General features: G+C 62.2%; 14 protein-coding genes. 4 read left to right on the forward strand and 10 right to left on the reverse strand.

The window, feature by feature from the left end:
• Positions 1-257 precede the first annotated feature (257 nt).
• The 3 genes from lgt to ACQKEN_RS01705 all read left to right on the forward strand — a co-directional run bounded on the left by lgt (position 258) and on the right by ACQKEN_RS01705 (position 3756).
• Complete coding sequence (gene lgt / locus ACQKEN_RS01695; RefSeq protein ID WP_427683195.1) at positions 258-1070, forward strand: prolipoprotein diacylglyceryl transferase; 813 nt, start codon at positions 258-260, stop codon at positions 1068-1070.
• A gap of 73 nt (positions 1071-1143) precedes the next feature.
• Positions 1144-1977: a thymidylate synthase gene (locus ACQKEN_RS01700; protein WP_074889717.1), complete on the forward strand. Its 834-nt coding sequence runs from the start codon at positions 1144-1146 to the stop codon at positions 1975-1977.
• A 330-nt stretch (positions 1978-2307) separates the two neighbouring features.
• A complete protein-coding gene (locus ACQKEN_RS01705; RefSeq protein WP_369306926.1) occupies positions 2308-3756 on the forward strand; it encodes a catalase in 1449 nt (482 codons plus the stop codon).
• A 276-nt stretch (positions 3757-4032) separates the two neighbouring features.
• Here ACQKEN_RS01705 and cadR read toward each other — a convergent pair whose 3' ends face one another.
• The gene (gene cadR, locus ACQKEN_RS01710) at positions 4033-4491 is read right to left on the reverse strand and encodes a Cd(II)/Pb(II)-responsive transcriptional regulator (protein WP_427683197.1); all 459 of its coding nucleotides are present in this window, start codon (positions 4489-4491) and stop codon (positions 4033-4035) included.
• Positions 4492-4574: 83 nt separating this feature from the next.
• Between cadR and ACQKEN_RS01715 the strand changes: the two genes are divergently transcribed.
• Positions 4575-6914: a heavy metal translocating P-type ATPase gene (locus ACQKEN_RS01715; RefSeq protein WP_427683199.1), complete on the forward strand. Its 2340-nt coding sequence runs from the start codon at positions 4575-4577 to the stop codon at positions 6912-6914.
• A 223-nt stretch (positions 6915-7137) separates the two neighbouring features.
• Here the strand turns inward: ACQKEN_RS01715 and hutG are convergent, their stop codons facing one another.
• The 9 genes from hutG to ACQKEN_RS01760 all read right to left on the reverse strand — a co-directional run bounded on the left by hutG (position 7138) and on the right by ACQKEN_RS01760 (position 18589).
• Positions 7138-7941 carry an N-formylglutamate deformylase gene (gene hutG, locus ACQKEN_RS01720; protein WP_427683201.1) on the reverse strand — a complete coding sequence of 268 codons (804 nt, stop codon included), beginning with the start codon at positions 7939-7941 and terminating at the stop codon, positions 7138-7140.
• A gap of 13 nt (positions 7942-7954) precedes the next feature.
• The gene (gene hutI / locus ACQKEN_RS01725; RefSeq protein WP_427683203.1) at positions 7955-9160 is read right to left on the reverse strand and encodes an imidazolonepropionase; all 1206 of its coding nucleotides are present in this window, start codon (positions 9158-9160) and stop codon (positions 7955-7957) included.
• Positions 9161-9301: 141 nt separating this feature from the next.
• Positions 9302-10696, reverse strand: coding sequence for an amino acid permease (locus ACQKEN_RS01730; RefSeq protein ID WP_427683205.1), 1395 nt, complete (start codon positions 10694-10696; stop codon positions 9302-9304).
• Positions 10697-10894: 198 nt separating this feature from the next.
• Positions 10895-12445, reverse strand: a complete 1551-nt coding sequence (gene hutH, locus ACQKEN_RS01735) for a histidine ammonia-lyase (protein ID WP_427683207.1) — start codon at positions 12443-12445, stop codon at positions 10895-10897.
• A complete protein-coding gene (gene hutH / locus ACQKEN_RS01740; protein ID WP_427683209.1) occupies positions 12442-14091 on the reverse strand; it encodes a histidine ammonia-lyase in 1650 nt (549 codons plus the stop codon). The genes hutH (ACQKEN_RS01735) and hutH (ACQKEN_RS01740) overlap by 4 nt, the downstream gene beginning before the upstream one ends.
• Positions 14092-14104: 13 nt before the next feature.
• A complete protein-coding gene (locus ACQKEN_RS01745; RefSeq protein WP_427683210.1) occupies positions 14105-14980 on the reverse strand; it encodes a quaternary amine ABC transporter ATP-binding protein in 876 nt (291 codons plus the stop codon).
• A complete protein-coding gene (locus tag ACQKEN_RS01750; protein WP_074890829.1) occupies positions 14977-15828 on the reverse strand; it encodes an ABC transporter permease in 852 nt (283 codons plus the stop codon). Before ACQKEN_RS01750 ends, ACQKEN_RS01745 begins: the two co-directional genes overlap by 4 nt.
• 186 nt (positions 15829-16014) lie before the next feature.
• Entirely contained in the window at positions 16015-16980 is a 966-nt protein-coding gene (locus ACQKEN_RS01755; RefSeq protein ID WP_065986702.1) for an ABC transporter substrate-binding protein, read from the reverse strand.
• Between the two features lie 139 nt (positions 16981-17119).
• The gene (locus ACQKEN_RS01760) at positions 17120-18589 is read right to left on the reverse strand and encodes a purine-cytosine permease family protein (RefSeq protein WP_427683212.1); all 1470 of its coding nucleotides are present in this window, start codon (positions 18587-18589) and stop codon (positions 17120-17122) included.
• Between the last annotated feature and the right edge of the window lie 3 nt (positions 18590-18592).

Raw genomic sequence — 18592 nt, forward strand, 5'->3', positions numbered from 1 at the left:
CTTTTTGAGCCACTTTACCCACCCCGCACGCCGACATCCATCGCACTCTGCTAGAGCGGATCGGCGCGGTCCGGTAACATGCCGCACTGTTTTTGAGAGATGTCCGCGCCAGCCGTGGCGACATCGTCGGCGTGCGGGTTTGCCAACGCGGTCGCTCTTGCACCAAGTTTCATCATTATTGGGTGGCACCACCTGCTACCGCCGCCGCATAGTTCTGCTTCGTCGCTCAATGAGCGCTTCTATTTCAAGGAGTCGCAATGCTGCCTTACCCGCAGATTGACCCGGTAGCCGTGGCCATCGGTCCGCTGCAAATTCACTGGTACGGCCTGATGTACCTGGTCGGCATCGGCAGTGCCTGGTACCTGGCATCCCGTCGCCTTAATCGCTTTGACCCGACGTGGACCAAAGAAAAGCTCTCGGACATGATTTTCTGGGTCGCCATGGGCGTCATCGTCGGTGGACGGCTGGGCTACGTGCTGTTCTACGATCTGCCCAACTACATCGCCAACCCGCTGCTGATCTTTGAAGTGTGGAAGGGCGGTATGGCGTTCCACGGCGGCTTCATCGGCGTGATGATCGCGACGTACTGGTTCGGCAAGCGCAACGGCAAGTCATTCTTCCAGCTCATGGACTTCATCGCGCCCATGGTGCCGATTGGTCTGGGCGCCGGGCGCATTGGCAACTTCATCAACGCTGAACTGTGGGGCAAGCCGACCGATCTGCCCTGGGCCATGGTGTTCCCGCCCTATAGCGATCCTGCGCAACTGCCGCGCCATCCGTCGCAGCTCTACCAGTTCGCGCTGGAAGGTGTGGCCTTGTTCGTCATTCTTTATTTCTACTCGCGCAAGCCGCGCCCGACCATGGCGGTTTCCGGCATGTTCGCGCTGTTCTACGGCATCTTCCGCTTCGTGGTGGAATTCGTCCGCGTGCCGGACGCCCAGCTGGGTTATCTCGCCTGGGGCTGGGTCACCATGGGGCAGATCCTCAGCCTGCCGATGATCATTGGCGGTCTGGTGCTGATCTGGCTTGCCTACCACCGCGCGCCCGCTGCCAACAACGCTGCAGCGTGACGCGCCGGGTACATCTGCTGAACGCCGGGCCTGAAGGGTTCGGCGGATTCACCGAAACAGAGGGCCTCTGGTCATGAAGCAATACCTTGAACTGCTGCAGGACGTCATCAACAACGGAACCCGCAAGGGCGACCGCACCGGGACCGGCACCACGGCCGTGTTCGGTCGGCAGATTCGCCACAACCTGGCCGATGGCTTCCCGCTGCTGACCACCAAGAAGCTGCACTTCAAGAGCATCGCCAACGAACTGATCTGGATGCTCAGCGGCAACACCAACACCAAATGGCTGAACGAGAACGGCGTGACCATCTGGGACGAGTGGGCCACCGAAGACGGCGACCTCGGCCCGGTGTATGGCGCGCAGTGGACCGGCTGGCCGACCAAGGACGGCGGCAAGATCAACCAGATCGATTACATGGTCGACTGCCTGAAAAACAACCCGAACAGCCGCCGCATCCTGTTCCACGGCTGGAATACCGAATACCTGCCGGACGAGAAGCTGTCGCCCCAGGAGAACGTCAAGGCCGGACGCCAGGCCCTCGCGGTCTGCCATCTGCTTTACCAGGCCTTTGTGGCCGACGGCAAGCTGTCCATGCAGTTGTACATCCGCAGTTCCGATGTCTTCCTCGGCCTGCCGTACAACATCGCTGCGCTGGCGCTGCTGACCCACATGCTGGCTCAGCAATGCGACCTGATCCCCCACGAGATCATCGTCAGCCTGGGCGATACCCACGCCTATTCCAATCACGAAGAGCAGATCGCGACGCAGCTGACCCGTACGCCACGACAGTTGCCGCAGCTGAACATCAAGCGTCGCCCGGAGAGCATCTACGACTACCGATTCGAAGATTTCGAGATCGTGGGTTATGACGCCGATCCGAGCATCAAGGCGCCAGTGGCTGTCTAGTCGCCGATCCGGCCCGTTCGCTGAACCTGTAGGAGCGCGCTTGCCCGCGAATGCGATCTGTCAGTGCTGTGACGTTGCCTGACACACCGCATTCGCGGGCAAGCGCGCTCCTACGCCCATTCGGGCAGAATCTGGTTCCAGATTGGCGTAATAATCCGTTCATGAGCGGAGACTATTGAGCAAGCGATAAGCGATTGAAAACCTCTATCTCCCCAGTGCGCAGTGACAATGAGCTAAAGCGCGTCCATTTCCCTATCGTTCTCCCCATCGGACAGACAAAGGGCGACCTCAACAGAGGTTGCCCGCCAGACCCTTTGTGGAGAAACACCCATGAGCAACAAACTCACGACCGCTTTCGGCGCCCCTGTAGTCGACAACCAGAATATCCAGACCGCCGGCCCCCATGGCCCCGCGCTGCTGCAGGATGTCTGGTTCCTCGAGAAGCTCGCCCATTTCGATCGTGAAGTTATCCCGGAGCGTCGCATGCACGCCAAGGGCTCCGGCGCATTTGGCACCTTCACCGTCACCCATGACATCACTCGCTACACTCGCGCGAAAATCTTTTCCGAGATCGGCAAGACCACTGAAATGTTCGCCCGTTTCTCCACCGTTGCCGGTGAGCGTGGCGCAGCCGATGCCGAGCGGGATATTCGCGGCTTCGCATTCAAGTTCTACACCGAGGAAGGCAACTGGGACATGGTCGGCAATAACACACCGGTGTTCTTCCTGCGCGACCCGATGAAGTTTCCCGACCTGAACCACGCCGTCAAACGCGACCCGCGCACCGGCATGCGCAGTGCCGAAAATAACTGGGATTTCTGGACTCAACTGCCGGAAGCGCTGCACCAGGTGACCGTGGTCATGAGCGAGCGCGGCATCCCTCGCAGCTACCGCGAAATGCACGGTTTCGGCAGCCACACCTACAGTTTCCTCAACGCCCAGCACGAGCGGTTCTGGGTCAAATTCCACTTTGTCTCGCAGCAAGGCATCGCCAACCTGACCGACGCCGAAGCGCAGGAACTGGTCGGCCGTGACCGCGAGTCCCATCACCGCGATCTGTACGAAAACATCGAGCAGGGCAACTTCCCGCGCTGGAAGCTGTTTGTGCAGATCATGCCGGAGAAGGAGGCAGGCTCGTACCCGATCAACCCGTTCGACCTGACCAAGGTGTGGCCGAAAGGCGACTATCCGCTGATTGAAGTGGGCGTTGTCGAGCTGAACCGCAACCCGGAGAACAACTTCGCTGACGTTGAGCAGGCGGCATTTGCGCCTTCCAACGTGGTGCCCGGCATCAGCTTCTCGCCGGACAAAATGCTGCAAGGTCGGCTGTTTTCCTACGGCGATGCCCAACGCTACCGTTTGAGCGTCAACCATCATCAGATCCCGGTGAACTCACCGCGAGCGGCGTTGCACGTGAACAGCTACCACCGCGACGGCTTGATGCGTATTGACGGCAACCGTGGCGGCATGACCTCTTACGAACCGAACACCAAGGGCGCGTTTCAGGAACAGCCGGATTTCAGAGAGCCGCCGCTGTCCATCGAAGGCGCAGCCGCTCACTGGAACCATCGCGTGGATGGCGACTACTACTCGCAGCCGGGCAACCTGTTCCGCCTGATGAACGCCCGGGAGAAGCAGTCACTGTTCGACAACACCGCCCGCTCGCTGCGCGGCGTGTCGGCGCCGATCATTCAGCTGCACATCGAACATTGCTCGATGGCCGACCCCGAGTACGGGATTGGTGTGGCGGCGGCGGTTGAGCGTATTCACAACGCCTGATCATCGCTGAACGCAAAGCCCCCGGCTGATGAGGCCGGGGGCTTTTTCATGAGTGCGGTTTAAGCGGGCGTACGCTGGGTTCGGGCCATTGCACGGATCTGTGTCGTACACAAATCCGTAGGAGCCGGCTTGCTGGCGAACGCAATTGGCCTGAAGCGGGGATGTCGACTGATGCAATGGGTTCGCCAGCAAGCCGGCTCCTACAGATCCGCGTTAGCTGTAGCATCCAAGAGCGATCGGGATGGCTATAGGCGTCTGGCCGTCCTTCGCTGCTCATCAATGCCCATGGCTGCGCCCGACATGGGAGTGTTCGACGTCTGCGGTCACGACACTTCCGCTGAGTTCCAGTCGATCCAGAATCCCGCAGTGATCCGGTGCGCCTTCGCTGCAGCGTTGGCGCAGGTCCACCAGTTGCTCCTGCAGCGCTTGCAGGCTCGCGACGCGGGCGTTCACGTGCTGGATGTGTTCGTCGATCAGCGCGTTGACGTTCTCGCACTGATCCCGCGGACTGTCGCGCAGGGCCAGCAGGCTGCGGATTTCGTCCAGCGTCATATCCAGGCTTCGGCAATTGCGGATGAAGGTCAGTCGTTCGACGTGTTCCTGAGTGTACAAACGGTAGTTGCCTTCGCTGCGCGCGGGTTCGCTGAGCAGACCCTCGCGCTCGTAGTACCGAATGGTTTCCACCGGACATTCCGTGAGTTTTGCCAGTTCGCCGATTTTAAATGAAGGGTTCATGCGCAAGATCTCAATAGGACGCTTGACCCTATAGTGGCTACAGGGTGTTCACTTGGCAACACGCACATTTAGAGACTCAATCCATGAGTGACTCTGTACACACATCTTCCCCGCACAAGCCTGCCCACGACGCGCACGACCATGCCGAGCACGAGCACGATGGGCATGACCATTCGGCCCATGACCACGCTGACCACGATCACGCCGGTCACGACCACGGGCAAGCCAAACTCACGCCCGTGCACAAACACGACCACGCTGCCCACGCCTGCTGCTCCCACGACAGCGCACCCTCCGTCGTGACCATCGATGGCGCGTCAGACGCAGACGGCCAGCTCAGCAGCTTCCGCATCGAAGCCATGGACTGCCCCACCGAGCAGACGCTGATCCAGAACAAGCTCGGCAAGATGAAGGGCATTCAGAAGCTTGAATTCAACCTGATCAACCGCGTGCTGGGCGTGTGGCACGAGTTGCCGTCTACCGATCCTATCCGTGAAGCCATTGGCTCGCTGGGCATGCAGGCGGACTTGATCGAAGAGGGCGCTGACAAGGAAACCGCGTCGCTGCCGCCCGCCAACAAGCCGTGGTGGCCGTTGGCGTTGTCGGGTGTCGCTGCGTTGACTGCGGAAGTCATTCACTTCACCAACGCTGCGCCGACGTGGGTCGTTGCCATCGTCGCGCTGATTGCCATTTTCAGCGGCGGCCTGACTACCTACAAAAAGGGCTGGATCGCCCTGAAAAACTTCAACCTGAATATCAATGCGCTGATGAGTATCGCTGTGACCGGCGCGGTGCTGATCGGGCAGTGGCCAGAAGCGGCGATGGTGATGTTTCTGTTCACCGTCGCCGAGCTGATTGAAGCCAAGTCGCTGGACCGTGCCCGCAACGCCATCGGCGGCCTGATGCAGCTGACGCCGGAAACCGCGACCGTGCAGCAGAACGGCGAGTGGCTTGAGGTTGAGGTCAAGGATATTGCGCTGGGCAGCGTCGTCCGGGTTAAACCGGGCGAGCGCATCGGGCTGGACGGTGAAGTGGTTGCTGGCCAGTCGAGCATCGATCAAGCGCCGATCACCGGTGAAAGCCTGCCGGTCGAGAAAACTGTGGGCGACAAGGTTTTTGCCGGCACGATCAATCAGGCCGGTTCGCTGGAATACAAGGTGACCGCCGCTGCCAACAACTCAACGTTGGCGCGGATCATCCATGCCGTCGAGGCGGCCCAAGGTGCGCGCGCGCCGACCCAGCGTTTCGTGGACAGCTTTTCGAAAATCTACACGCCCGCCGTGTTTGCGCTGGCGCTCGCGATCGCGATCATCCCGCCGCTGTTCATGGGCGCGGCGTGGTTCGACTGGATCTACCGCGCGCTGGTGCTGCTGGTGGTCGCGTGCCCGTGTGCGCTGGTGATTTCCACCCCGGTGACGATTGTCAGCGGCCTGGCGGCGGCAGCGCGCAAAGGCATCCTGGTCAAGGGCGGCGTTTACCTGGAAATGGGGCATAAGCTCGATTACCTGGCCCTCGACAAGACCGGCACCATCACCCACGGCAAGCCGGTGCAGACCGATTACGTATTGCTCGATACCTCACTGGGCGAGCAGGCGCTGGCGATCTCGGCGAGCCTGGCCGGTCGCTCGGATCACCCGGTGTCTCAAGCCATTGCCAAGGCGGCGCAGGACGGCACCCGGCTGCCGGTTGAGGCGTTCGAAGCCCTCGCAGGGCTTGGCGTGAAAGGCGAAGTGCAAGGGCGTTTGTATCACTTGGGCAATCATCGTCTGGTGCATGACGCCGGGTATTGCTCGCCGGAACTGGAAGCGCAACTCGAAGCACTGGAAAGCCAGGGCAAAACCGTGGTCCTGCTGTTCGACGCCTCCGGCCCGCTGGCGTTGTTCGCGGTGGCCGACACGGTGAAGGACAGCAGCCGCGAGGCCATCGAGCAACTGCATGCGCTGGGCGTGAAGACGATGATGCTGACGGGCGACAACCCGCACACGGCCAAGGCCATCGCCGCTCAGGTGGGCATCGATCAAGCCCAGGGCAATCTGATGCCGACCGACAAGCTGCAAGCCATTGAAGCCCTGTACGCGAAGAACCACCGGGTGGGCATGGTCGGCGACGGCATCAACGATGCGCCGGCGCTGGCCCGGGCGGAGATCGGTTTTGCCATGGCGGCGGCGGGGACGGACACCGCCATCGAAACCGCCGACGTGGCGCTGATGGACGATGATCTGCGCAAGATCCCGACGTTTATCCGCCTGTCGCGGGACACGGCGGCGGTGCTCAAGCAGAATATTGCGCTGGCACTGGTGATCAAGCTGATCTTTCTGGCGGTGACCTTCGCCGGGATGGCGACCATGTGGATGGCGGTTTTCGCCGACATGGGCGTGAGTCTGCTGGTGGTGGCCAATGGATTGCGGTTGCTGAAGAGGTAACCGGGCATGTTGCCAAGCTCGCGCCCGCGACAGGGTCGATGTTGCAATCGGACGTGCCGCAGCCTTTGTTGGAGCCGGCTTGCTGGCGAACGCGTCAGGCCAGTCACTTGCTTCGTCGACTGACCCAGTGCATTCGCCAGCAAGCCGGCTCCTACAAATTCAGACCCGCTGTCCGGGCATCAGAAGTCCATTTCCGCCGCGTACGCTGTTGGCAGACGCGGTGTTACTTCCCGTACGTCTCACGCCCCCACGCGATCATTTCTTCCAGCAGCCCTTTCAACACCAACTGCGTCGGCTCCGCCAGATCCGGGCGGTAGTGGAACGGCACGAACTCGTCCATGTACGTGCTCTGGGCCAATTCCAGCTGCACCGCGTGGACATGGTTGGCCGGGTTGCCGTAGTGGCGAGTGATGTGGCCGCCCTTGAAGCGCCCGTTGAGCACATGGCTGTAGTTCTTCGCCGCCGCGCACGCGCTATCCAGACGCCGGGCCAGCGCTTCATCACAGCTCGCACCGTTGAACGTGCCAAGGTTGAAGTCCGGCAGCCGACCGTCGAACAGATGCGGAATGTGCCCACGAATGGAGTGCGCATCGAACAGCAGCGCATAACCGAACTCGGCGCGCAGGCGTTCGAGCTCGCTGCGCAGCGTCTCGTGATACGGCGTCCAGATATTCTCCAGATAAGTCGCGCGTTCTTCCTTGCTCGGCGCCAAGCCTTCCTTGAACAACGGATCGCCTTCGAACAGCGTCGAGGGGAACAGCCCGGTGGTCGCGCCGGCGTACAGCGGCGTGTCGTCTGAGGGGCGATTGAGGTCGATGACGAAGCGTGAATACTCGGCCGACAGCACGCTGGCACCCAATTCATTCGCGAAATCGTAAAGGCGCGGAATGTGCCAGTCGGTGTCCGGCAGGCTCACCCCCTCGTCCACCAGACCGTCCCGCACGGCGGGCGTCAGGTGCAGTCCCGGGTGCGGCATGCTGATCAACAGCGGTACGCGACCGCGCGTGAAACTCAGAACCTTGTCCACAGTATTCCCCTGATTAGAGAGTGCGTTCCACGCCATGACGCACGACGCGTTTTTCCAGATCGCCGCCCAGCCAGTAGGCCAGATCGGAGGGCCGTTCGATGTGCCAGGCGACGAAATCCGCCGTCTTGCCCACTTCCAGCGAACCATGGGTCTCGGCCATGCCCAGCGCTTGAGCCGCGTGGAGGGTTGCGCCGGCCAGGGCTTCTTCCGGCGTCATGCGGAACAGCGTGCAAGCCATGTTGAGCATCAATCGCAGCGACAAGCCCGGCGATGTGCCCGGGTTGAGGTCGGTGGAAATAGCGATCTTCACCCCGTGTTTGCGCAGGGCATCCATGGGCGGCAACTGCGTCTCGCGCAGGAAATAAAACGCCCCCGGCAGCAACACCGCGACCGTGCCTGACGCCGCCATCGCGATGGCGTCCTCTTCGGTCATGAACTCCAGGTGGTCAGCCGACAGCGCCTGATAACGCGCCGCCAGACTTGAGCCGTGCAGCGAAGACAACTGCTCGGCGTGCAGCTTGACCGGCAGGCCCAACTGGCCTGCGGTGATGAACACCTGTTCGACCTGGGCCGGCGAGAACGCCAGGTATTCGCAGAAGGCATCGACCGCATCCACCAGATTTTCAGCCGCCAGCGCGGGCAGCATTTCGCTGCAGATGTGGGCGATGTAGTCGTCGGAGCGGTCTTTGTATTCGGGGGGCAGGGCATGGGCGGCGAGGCAGGTGCTGCGCACGGTGACCGGCAGGTTTTCACCCAGTTGGCGAATCACCCGCAGGATTTTACGTTCGCTGGCGAGGTCCAGGCCGTAGCCGGATTTCATCTCGATCGTGGTGACGCCGTCCCTGAGCAGGTGCAGCAGACGACGTTCGGCGCTGGCGTAGAGTTCTTCTTCGCTGGCGGCGCGAGTGGCGCGTACGGTGCTGGCAATGCCGCCGCCCGCTGCGGCGATCTCCGCGTAGCTGACGCCCTGCAAGCGCTGTTCGAACTCACCGCTGCGGTTACCGCCGAACACGGTGTGGGTGTGGCAATCGATCAGGCCGGGCGTCACCCACGCGCCATTCAGGTCGACGCGCTTGATGTCGCCCTGGTCCGGCAGGTCTCGGAGAGGACCGATCCAGCCGATCTGCGCTGCATCGGTCACGATGGCGGCGTCCTCGATGATCGAGTACGTGCCGTTCGCCATGGTTGCTGCGTGACAGTGGTGCCAGAGCGTTTTCATCAGTACCTCCAGAGAAAAAATCGATCCTGCCTCAGACACGCACCGCAGGAGCCGGCTTGCTGTCGAACCGGATGCGTCATTCAACGGAAACTGCCGTGATTCAGAGCGTTCGCCAGCAAGCCGGCTCCTACACGTTTTGCGTCAGCTGTTTGATGTGGCCTTTATCAGGTTCTGCTTCGGCTTCACCCAGATCCAGTACGCCACCACCAGCAAGCCAATCCACACCGCTCCCACCACCAGCGCGGCCTGGCTGTCCGGGAAATAACCCAGCACGCCGAATACGAACACCATGAACAACGTGGCAACAATCGGCGCGACTGGCCAGAACGGTACCGGGAATTTCAGCTGGGCGACTTCCTCTGCGCTCATCGAGCGGCGCATGGCGATCTGCGTGACCAGAATCATCAGCCACACCCAGACCGTCGCGAAGGTCGCAATCGAGGCGATCAGCAGGAACACGTTTTCAGGGATCAGGTAATTCAGCACGACGCCGCAGAGCAGCGCGACGCCCATCACCAGCACGGTCATCCACGGCACGCCCTGAGCGGATAACTGAGCAAAACCCTTGGGTGCCTGACCTTGTTTCGCCAAGCCGTACATCATGCGTCCGGCGCCGAAGATGTCGCTGTTGATTGCCGAGACGGCCGCGGTGATGACCACGATGTTGAGGACGGTGGCTGCCGAGGAAATCCCCAGGTGATCGAAGATCTGGACGAACGGGCTGCCCTGGCTGCCGATCTGCTGCCATGGATACAGGGACATCAGGACGAACAGCGTGAGCACGTAAAACAGCAGAATCCGCAGCGGCACCGCGTTGATCGCGCGGGGAATCACGCGCTCCGGGTTGCGTGCTTCACCGGCGGTGATGCCGATGATTTCGATGCCGCCGAAAGCGAACATCACCACCGCCAGCGAGGCCACGAGGCCGCCGATGCCGTTGGGCATGAAGCCGCCGTAGGCCCACAGATTGCTCACGCTGCTGACGCCGCCGCCCGAGTCCGAGCCGATGCCGAACAGCATGATGCCGAAGCCTGCGAGGATCATCGCGATGATCGCGCCGACCTTGAGCAGCGACAGCCAGAACTCCGTTTCACCGAACACCTTGACGCTGCACAGGTTGAGCGCGCCGATCAGAAAGACGATGCCGAGCACCCAGATCCAGCGTGGCACCTCTGGAAACCAGAAGCCCATGTAAATGCCGAAGGCGGTGACGTCGGCCAGGCAGACGATGACCATCTCGAAGGCGTAGGTCCAGCCGAGGACAAACCCTGCGAGCGGACCCAGATACGTGGTGGCGTACTCGCCGAACGAGCCGGACACCGGGTTGCGCACGGCCATCTCGCCCAAGGCGCGCATGACCATGTAAACCGCAGCGCCGGCGATGATGTACACCAGCAGAACGGCGGGACCGGCCAGCTTGATAGCCGACGCGGAGCCGTAGAACAACCCGGTGCCAATGGCCGAGCCCAGCGCCATGAAGCGAATGTGGCGAGCGCTGAGCCCGCGTTTCAGATCTGTAGCGTTTTGCGATGTCATTTCACACGTTCCTAGTCTTACTTTTTGCTGCGAAACGAGAGCTGCGCACATCCCTGTAGGAGCGCGCTTGCCCGCGAATTCGGTGTATCAGTCAGCACATCCGTAGCTGACACACCGCAATCGCGGGCAAGCGCGCTCCTACAAAATCATTGCGCTTACATCCTCATTTCAACGACAGGCCATCCCGGCCTGTCCCGATCAGAAGCTCGGCAGCAGGTCAGCAGAAACCAGGTCGCTCAGGCAGTTGGAAGCCAGCAGCTCGATGGCGGCCTCGATATCAGGGGCGAAGAAGCGGTCTTTCTCGTAGAACGGGACTTTGCCGCGCAGCGTGGTGCGGGCGATTTCCAGTTTTTCCGAGGTCTTCAGACCGTTGCGCAAGTCCAGACCCTGACACGCAGCCAGCCATTCTACAGCCAGCACGCCGCGCGTGTTCTCCGCCATTTCCCACAAGCGCTTGCCAGCGGCCGGCGCCATCGACACGTGGTCTTCCTGGTTGGCGGAGGTTGGCAGGCTGTCGACGCTGTGCGGATGGGACAGTGCCTTGTTTTCGCTGGCCAGCGCTGCCGCGGTGACCTGAGCGATCATAAAACCCGAGTTAACCCCGCCGTTGGCCACCAGGAACGGCGGCAGCTGGGACATGTGCTTGTCCATCATCAGCGAGATGCGGCGTTCGCTCAGCGAGCCGATTTCAGCGATGGCCAGGGCAATGTTGTCGGCCGCCATGGCAACGGGTTCGGCGTGGAAGTTACCGCCGGAAATGACTTCGCCTTCGGCCGCGAACACCAGCGGGTTGTCTGACACCGCGTTGGATTCGATTGCCAGCACTTCGGCGGCCTGACGCAGTTGGGTCAGGCAGGCGCCCATGACTTGGGGCTGGCAGCGCAGGGAGTAGGGGTCCTGAACCTTGTCGCAGTCGCGGTGGGAATCGGAAACCTGACTGCCCTCGCCGAGCAGATCGCGATAGGCCGCAGCCGAATCGATCTGGCCGCGCTGACCCCGTGCCGCATGAATGCGCGCGTCGAAGGGCGCGCGGGAGCCGAGCACGGCTTCAACGGTCAGCGCGCCACAGCTCAGGGCACCCGCGAAGAGGTCTTCCGCTTCAAACAGGCCGCGCAACGCGTACGCCGTCGACACTTGCGTGCCGTTGAGCAGTGCCAGGCCTTCTTTGGCCGCCAGCGTCAGCGGCGTGAGCCCGGCAATCGCCAGGGCTTCCACGGCGTTCAGCCATTCGCCCTTGTGGCGCGCCTTGCCTTCGCCCAGCAACACCAGCGACATGTGCGCCAATGGTGCGAGGTCGCCGGAGGCGCCGACCGAACCCTTGAGCGGGATGTGTGGGTAAACCTCGGCGTTGATCAGGGCGATCAGCGCGTCGATGACCTGACGGCGAATCCCGGAGAAGCCCCGACTGAGGCTGTTGACCTTGAGCACCATGATCAAACGGACCAGCTCGTCGCTGATCGGCCCGCCAACGCCCGCGGCGTGGGACAGCACCAGCGAGCGCTGCAGGTTTTCCAGATCGGCGCTGGCGATGCGCGTCGAGGCCAGCAGACCGAAACCGGTGTTGATGCCGTATGCGGTCCGGTTTTCGGCGAGGATCTGCTCGACGCAGGCCACGCTGTCTTCGATCTGCCGATTGGCGCTGCCGTCGAGTGTCAGCCTAACGGGCCGCTGGTAGATCGCGCGCAGTTGGGCGAGGGTCAACTGGCCGGGGATCAGATTCAGCGGGGTCGCCTGATGGGTGTCGGTCACGATGCTGCTACTCCTGAATGGGTATCGGTCGTCTGCGCTGAACCGGCTCCTGCCTGTCCTGCGCGGGGGGCGCTTGCGCTGCGACCGTTGTTGTCGGTGTCGGGGTGAGCGTCTGCCGCATAGTCGCGGCAACGCTGGAATACGGTTTCCAATGACTCTTCGTTCTTCAGCAGGGTCACGCTGCTGGCGATGTCCGGGGCCAGCCAGCGGTCTTCGTCGTAGGCCGGTACGCGCTCGCGCAGCAGACGCCATGCCGCTTCGGTGCCGACGCCAAAGCGCGGCCCCTTGAAAAATTCGAACGCCTGGGCGGCCAGCAAATACTCGATGGCGAGGATCTGCGTCACGTTCTCCAGCACCTTGTGCAGCTTCAGGGCGGCGCTGGTGCCCATGCTCAGATGATCCTCCTGCAGGCCAGACGTCACGTAGTTATCAATGACCGCCGGTTGTGCCAGCTGGCGGTTTTCCGCGCACAGCGAGGCGGCGACGTATTGGGTGATCATCATCCCGGAGTTGACCCCCGGCTGGCTGACCAGAAACGCCGGAAGGCCGCTGACCGTCGGGTTGATCAGCCGGTCCAGCCGTCGCTCGGCAATCGAGCCCAGTTCGGCCATGGCAATCGCCAGCAAGTCAGCGGCCATCGCCACGGATTGGCCGTGGGGGTTGGCCTGGGAGACAACGCGATACGCGTCGGGTGTGCCGAGCAGCAGCGGGTTGTCGGTGGCCGAGTTGAGCTCGATCTCGATCTGCCGTGTGGCGTGGGCCAGCTGGTCGCGGGTGGCGCCGTGGACCTGCGGGATCGAGCGGATGCTCAAGGCGTCCTGGGTGCGAATGCCCTGACTGTTGGCGAGCACTTCACTGCCGGCGAGCAGGCCGCGCAGGTTTTTGCCGACCTGTTGCATGCCGGGGTGCGGCTTGAGCGCGATGATGGTTTCGTCGAAGGCGTCGAGCTGGCCGCGCAGACCCTCGAAGGTCATGGCGCTGATCACGTCCGCCCACTGCATCAGGCGATTGACGTCGGCAATCGCCAGGCAGCTGAGTCCGGTCATACACGGCGTGCCGTTGACCAGGCACAGACCGTCCTTGGCCCCCAGCTCCACCGGCGACAGGCCTTCTTCGCTGAGTGCCTGCAACGCCGACATGACTTGCCCGCGATAACTGACCTGACCCACGCCGAGCAGCGCGACGCCGATGTGCGCCATGTGTGTGAGGTAACCCACTGAACCCTGGGACGGCACTTGTGGCGTGATGCGTCGATTGAGCAGAGCGAGCAAGGCCTCGACCACCTGACGGTGAATCCCGGACTTGCCCTGGCTGTAGTTGATGATCGCGGCGCAGGTGATCGCGCGAGTCTGCTCGTCCGGTAACGCCGGGCCAACGCCGCAGGCATGGCTGAGCAAGGTGTTGCGCGACAGTCGACCCAGTTGCTCGCCCGCCAGCGACACGTTGCACAGCGCGCCGAGGCCGGTGTTCACGCCATAGGCGCGCTCCCCGCTGGCAACGATGCGCTGCACGATCGCCTGGGCATTGTCGATGCGCGCCCACGCGCCCTCGGACAACGACAGCGTCGCGCCATGACGGGCCACGGCGGTCACATCCCGCCAACTGAGCGGGCCTTCGCCGATGATGATCTGTTCTGCTCGCGACATGACCACGGCGTCCTTAGAGAGTCGCCACGCGCCGCTGCACGAAACGATCAACGTAATCGTCGGCAGGCGAGTAGAGGATTTCTTTCGGTGTCCCGACCTGGATCAGCCGACCGTCCTTGAGAATCGCAATGCGATTGCCGATGCGCACGGCTTCGTCGAGGTCGTGGGTGATGAAAACGATGGTCTTCTTCAGGTTCGATTGCAGCTCCAGCAACTGGTCCTGCATCTCGGCGCGGATCAGCGGATCGAGCGCGCTGAACGCTTCGTCCATCAGGATGATGTCGGTGTCAGCCGCCAGCGCCCGTGCCAGGCCGACACGCTGACGCATGCCGCCGGAGAGCTGATGGGGGTACTTTTTCTCGTAGCCCTTCAGGCCCACCGTGGTGATCCAGTGCTGCGCGCGCTCGGCGCATTGCGCTTTGCTTTCGCCACGAACGGTCAGGCCGTAGGCGACGTTGTCGATCACGGTCTTGTGCGGCAGCAGGCCGAAGCTCTGGAACACCATGCTGATCTTGTGCCGACGGAAGTTGCGCAGCGCTTCCATGTCGTAAGTCAGGATGTTCTCGCCATCGACCAGAATCTCGCCGCTGGTGGGGTCGATCAGGCGATTGAAATGGCGCACCAGGGTCGATTTGCCGGAACCTGACAGGCCCATGATCACGAAGATCTCGCCGCTGGAGATGGACAGCGACAGGTCGTTCACGCCGACCACGCAGCCGGTCTGCGCCAGCACCTGATCCTTGCTCTGATTCTGCTGGACCATCGCCAGTGCATCCTTGGCGCGGTTGCCGAAGATTTTGTACACGTTCTTGACGACGATTTTGCCGTCCGGGCTCACCGCACTGTCTGGGCCGCCCGAGTTCGCTGGATTAATTATCTCGACGCTCATTTGTTCGCCTCATGCCGTGGACGGCCGTAGGCCTGCGTAATGCGGTCGATCACGACCGCCAGAATGACAATGGCCAGGCCCGCTTCCAGGCCGCGTCCGACGTTGAGGGTCTGAATGCCGACCAGCACGTCTTCGCCCAGACCGCGGGCACCGATCATCGAGGCGATCACCACCATCGACAGCGCCATCATCGTGGTCTGGTTGATCCCGGCCATGATGCTCGGCAGGGCCAGCGGCAGTTGCACGCCGAACAGTTGCTGCCAGCGGTTGGCGCCGAAGGCGTTGATCGCTTCCATGACCTCGCCGTCGACCTGACGAATGCCCAGATCGGTCAGGCGAATCAGCGGCGGCGCGGCGTAGATGACGGTGGCGAAAATCGCCGGGACCTTGCCCAGGCCGAACAGCATCAGCACCGGAATCAGGTACACGAAGCTGGGCATGGTCTGCATGATGTCCAGCAACGGCATCAGCACCGAACGCAGGCGATTGCTGCGCGCCGACAGAATGCCGAGCGGTATGCCGATGATTACCGAAATGAGCGTGGCCACCAGCATCAGCGCCAGGGTCTGCATCAGCTTGTCCCACAGGCCCACGGCCCCGACCAGGAACAGCAGGCCGACGATGACGACTGTGGTGGTGATCTTGCGGGTCGCGTGCCAGGCGATCAGGCCGACGATGGCCAGCAACAGCCACCACGGCGCAACGCGCAGCAGGCCTTCGAGCTTGACGATGGCCCACAGCAGCGTGTCGGAGATGTGCCGGAACACGTCGCCGTAGTTGGTGACCAGCTTGTCGACCCAGTCATTGACCCAGTCGGCGATGGAGAACGTGAAGCTTTCGGGGAACATATCGTTATCTCGATGTTTAGAGTGGCGGCCTGGTTCCTGTAGGAGCGTGGCTTGTCCCGCGATCTGCCGCGAAGCGGCAGCAAAATCAAACGCTGCGGTGTGTCTGACATACCGCATTCGGCTTATCTACGACCGGTTCCCGGCCGATCGCGGGACAAGCCACGCTCCTACAGACAGCGGTGCCTGTCAGAGAGAGGCATCCACCTTCTTCGCCGCATCCTCGCTTACCCACTGATGCCACACTTCCGGGTGTTCCTTGAGGAAGATCTTCGCCAGCTTCGGCGACTCGATACGCTCCTTGGTCATGCGCGCCAGATTCTGGTTGAGCAGGTCGATCGGGATGTTGACCTTCTCCATCACCGATACAAGCTCAGGCGCCTGTTCGTGGAACGCCTTGGACAGGCCGACCTTGATCTCGATGGTCTTGTTCACGCCGGCTTTCTCTTCCAGACGCACCATGTCCACCTGGCCCATCAGCGGGGTCGGCGACCAGTAGTACGCCAGGATCGGCTCGCCACGCTTGTAGCTGGACAGAATCGCCGCATCCAGCGCCGGGCCGGTGCCAGGGCGGAAGTTGGTGTATTTGCTTTCCAGGCCATAGCTTTTCAGCATCTCGCTGTTTTCCAGCTCGCAGGTCCAGCCGGCCGGGCAGTTATAGAAACGGCCTTTCTCCGGTTCTTCGGCGTCTTTGAACAGGGCTGCGTATTTGCCTAGATCGGCGATGGACTTGAGGTCCGGTGCCTTGGCTTCCAGCTTGCGCTTGGCATCGCCTTCAATCACGTAACGCGGCACGTACCAGCCTTCCACCGCACCCTTCACCGGTGAGCCGACGCCGACCACTTTGCCGGCGGCTTCAGCCTTGTTCCAGACCTCGCTGCGGCCGACCCATTCTTCGGCAAACACTTGAATATCATTGGTGCTCAGGGCGTTTTCCATGGTGATGGAGTTGCCCGGCAGGCTGTCCACTTCGCAGCCGTAGCCCTTGTTCAGCACAACTTGCAGCACGTCGGTCAGCAGCATTGCGCTTTCCCAGTTCAGGCCGGCGAATTTCACCGGCTTGCCGGACTCACACCATCCCGCCGCCTGACTGGCGCCACTGGCGAGCACGCCCGCGGTGAGCAACGTGGATAGCAGGGCCTTTTTCGTGTTCATTGAGTGACGCTCCGGTCTTTTAGTGGATGACGGCAGTAACGAAAACAGACGGCTTCCAGCCAAGGGGAGAGGCACTTGTCGGCCTCGTCCCGCTTCTCTCTCCAGCATGCCCCCTGCAACAGACGTGCATGACGAACGGTCAGTTCACCGCGATGTGCGCAGGTGCAACGGCGCGGCTTGTCTGAGGCGCCTCGGCGTCCGTTGGCAGGATCAGGCGATCGGCCACGTTGCCCGGCCACCTCTTCGCCGCCACGTAGTACAGCACAGCAGGCACGATGAGGCCGATGATCCACGAGATGTCGGTGTCATCAAGGCTCGCCACCAGCGGCCCGGTGTAGAAGTGCGTAGAGATGAACGGCATCTGAATCAGCACGCCCAGCACGTAAATCCCGATCCCCATCCCGTTCCAGCGGCCATAGCGACCGTTCGGGTCCGAGAGCGCCGGGATGTCGTAGCGTTCTTTGGTGATGCAGTAGAAGTCCACCAGATTGATCGCGCTCCACGGTGTGAAGAACGCCAGCAGAAACAGGATGAAGGCCGAGAAGTCCTTGAGGAACGAGTCCTTGCCCAGCAGCGCCAAGGCCGTGGCAATGCCGACCATGGCGAAGATGTACGTCAGCCGCAGCGCGCTGGAGATGTGCCGGTTGCCGCGAAAGCCGCTGACGATGGTGGCAATGGACATGAAGCTGCCGTAGGCGTTGAGCGTGGTGATGGTCACCTTGCCGAACGCGATGCTGAAATACAGCGCTGCCGCGACCGCGCCGGTTCCGCCGAGGCCGACGATGAACGAAACCTCATGATGGGCAAAGTTCTTGCCGGCCAGCGCCGCCGCGAACACGCCGAAGACCATGGACGCCTGCGCGCCGATCACCGAACCCAGGCCCACCGCCCAGAAGGTTTTGCCGGCCGATGTGCTGCGCGGCAGATAGCGCGAGTAGTCCGCCACGTAAGGGCCAAAGGCGATCTGCCAGGACGCCGACAGGGAAATCGCCAGCAGGAAGCTGCTCAGCGAGAAGTGCTTGTTGCCCAGCAACGCGCCAACGTCATTGCCCGCCAGCAGCGCGGCGAACAGGTAGACGAAAGCGATCACGCCGATGAGGCTGGCGACCCGGCCGATCAGGTGGATGACCCGGTAGCCCAGAATGGTCAGTACCACGATGGCGGCGGCGAAGATCACCACGCCCTGCCAGTCCGGCACGTTGATCAGTTGCGCCACTGCTTGCCCTGCGAGCAACGAGCCGCTGGCGGAAAAGCCGATGTACATCAGGCACACCAGCACCAGCGGAATCACCGCGCCATAGACGCCGAACTGCACCCGGCTGGAAATCATCTGCGGCAGGCCGAGCTTCGGGCCTTGTGCCGCGTGGAGCGCCATGACGCCGCCGCCGATGAGCTGTCCGATGAAAAGCCCGATCAGCGACCAGTACACATCGCCGCCCAGCACTACGGCCAGCGCCCCGGTGACGATCGCGGTGATTTGCAGGTTGGCGCCCAGCCAGAGGGTGAACTGGCTGAACAGACGTCCGTGTCGTTCGGCATCAGGGATGTAATCGATCGAACGCCGCTCGATCACGGAAGCAGGTGCAGCACGATCATCTGGAACAGCCATCTC

The sequence above is a fragment of the Pseudomonas sp. NPDC078416 genome, assembly GCF_050268485.1.
Taxonomy (GTDB): domain Bacteria; phylum Pseudomonadota; class Gammaproteobacteria; order Pseudomonadales; family Pseudomonadaceae; genus Aquipseudomonas.

Coding starts and splice junctions, on each gene's coding strand:
- ACQKEN_RS01745 (WP_427683210.1), bottom strand. CDS start 14,980: ATGAGCGTCGAGATAATTAATCCAGCGAACTCGGGCGGCCCAGACAGT.
- ACQKEN_RS01760 (WP_427683212.1), bottom strand. CDS start 18,589: ATGGCTGTTCCAGATGATCGTGCTGCACCTGCTTCCGTGATCGAGCGG.
- ACQKEN_RS01730 (WP_427683205.1), bottom strand. CDS start 10,696: ATGACATCGCAAAACGCTACAGATCTGAAACGCGGGCTCAGCGCTCGC.
- cadR (WP_427683197.1), bottom strand. CDS start 4,491: ATGAACCCTTCATTTAAAATCGGCGAACTGGCAAAACTCACGGAATGT.
- hutI (WP_427683203.1), bottom strand. CDS start 9,160: ATGAAAACGCTCTGGCACCACTGTCACGCAGCAACCATGGCGAACGGC.
- ACQKEN_RS01755 (WP_065986702.1), bottom strand. CDS start 16,980: ATGAACACGAAAAAGGCCCTGCTATCCACGTTGCTCACCGCGGGCGTG.
- ACQKEN_RS01705 (WP_369306926.1), top strand. CDS start 2,308: ATGAGCAACAAACTCACGACCGCTTTCGGCGCCCCTGTAGTCGACAAC.
- ACQKEN_RS01700 (WP_074889717.1), top strand. CDS start 1,144: ATGAAGCAATACCTTGAACTGCTGCAGGACGTCATCAACAACGGAACC.
- ACQKEN_RS01750 (WP_074890829.1), bottom strand. CDS start 15,828: ATGTTCCCCGAAAGCTTCACGTTCTCCATCGCCGACTGGGTCAATGAC.
- ACQKEN_RS01715 (WP_427683199.1), top strand. CDS start 4,575: ATGAGTGACTCTGTACACACATCTTCCCCGCACAAGCCTGCCCACGAC.
- lgt (WP_427683195.1), top strand. CDS start 258: ATGCTGCCTTACCCGCAGATTGACCCGGTAGCCGTGGCCATCGGTCCG.
- hutH (WP_427683209.1), bottom strand. CDS start 14,091: ATGTCGCGAGCAGAACAGATCATCATCGGCGAAGGCCCGCTCAGTTGG.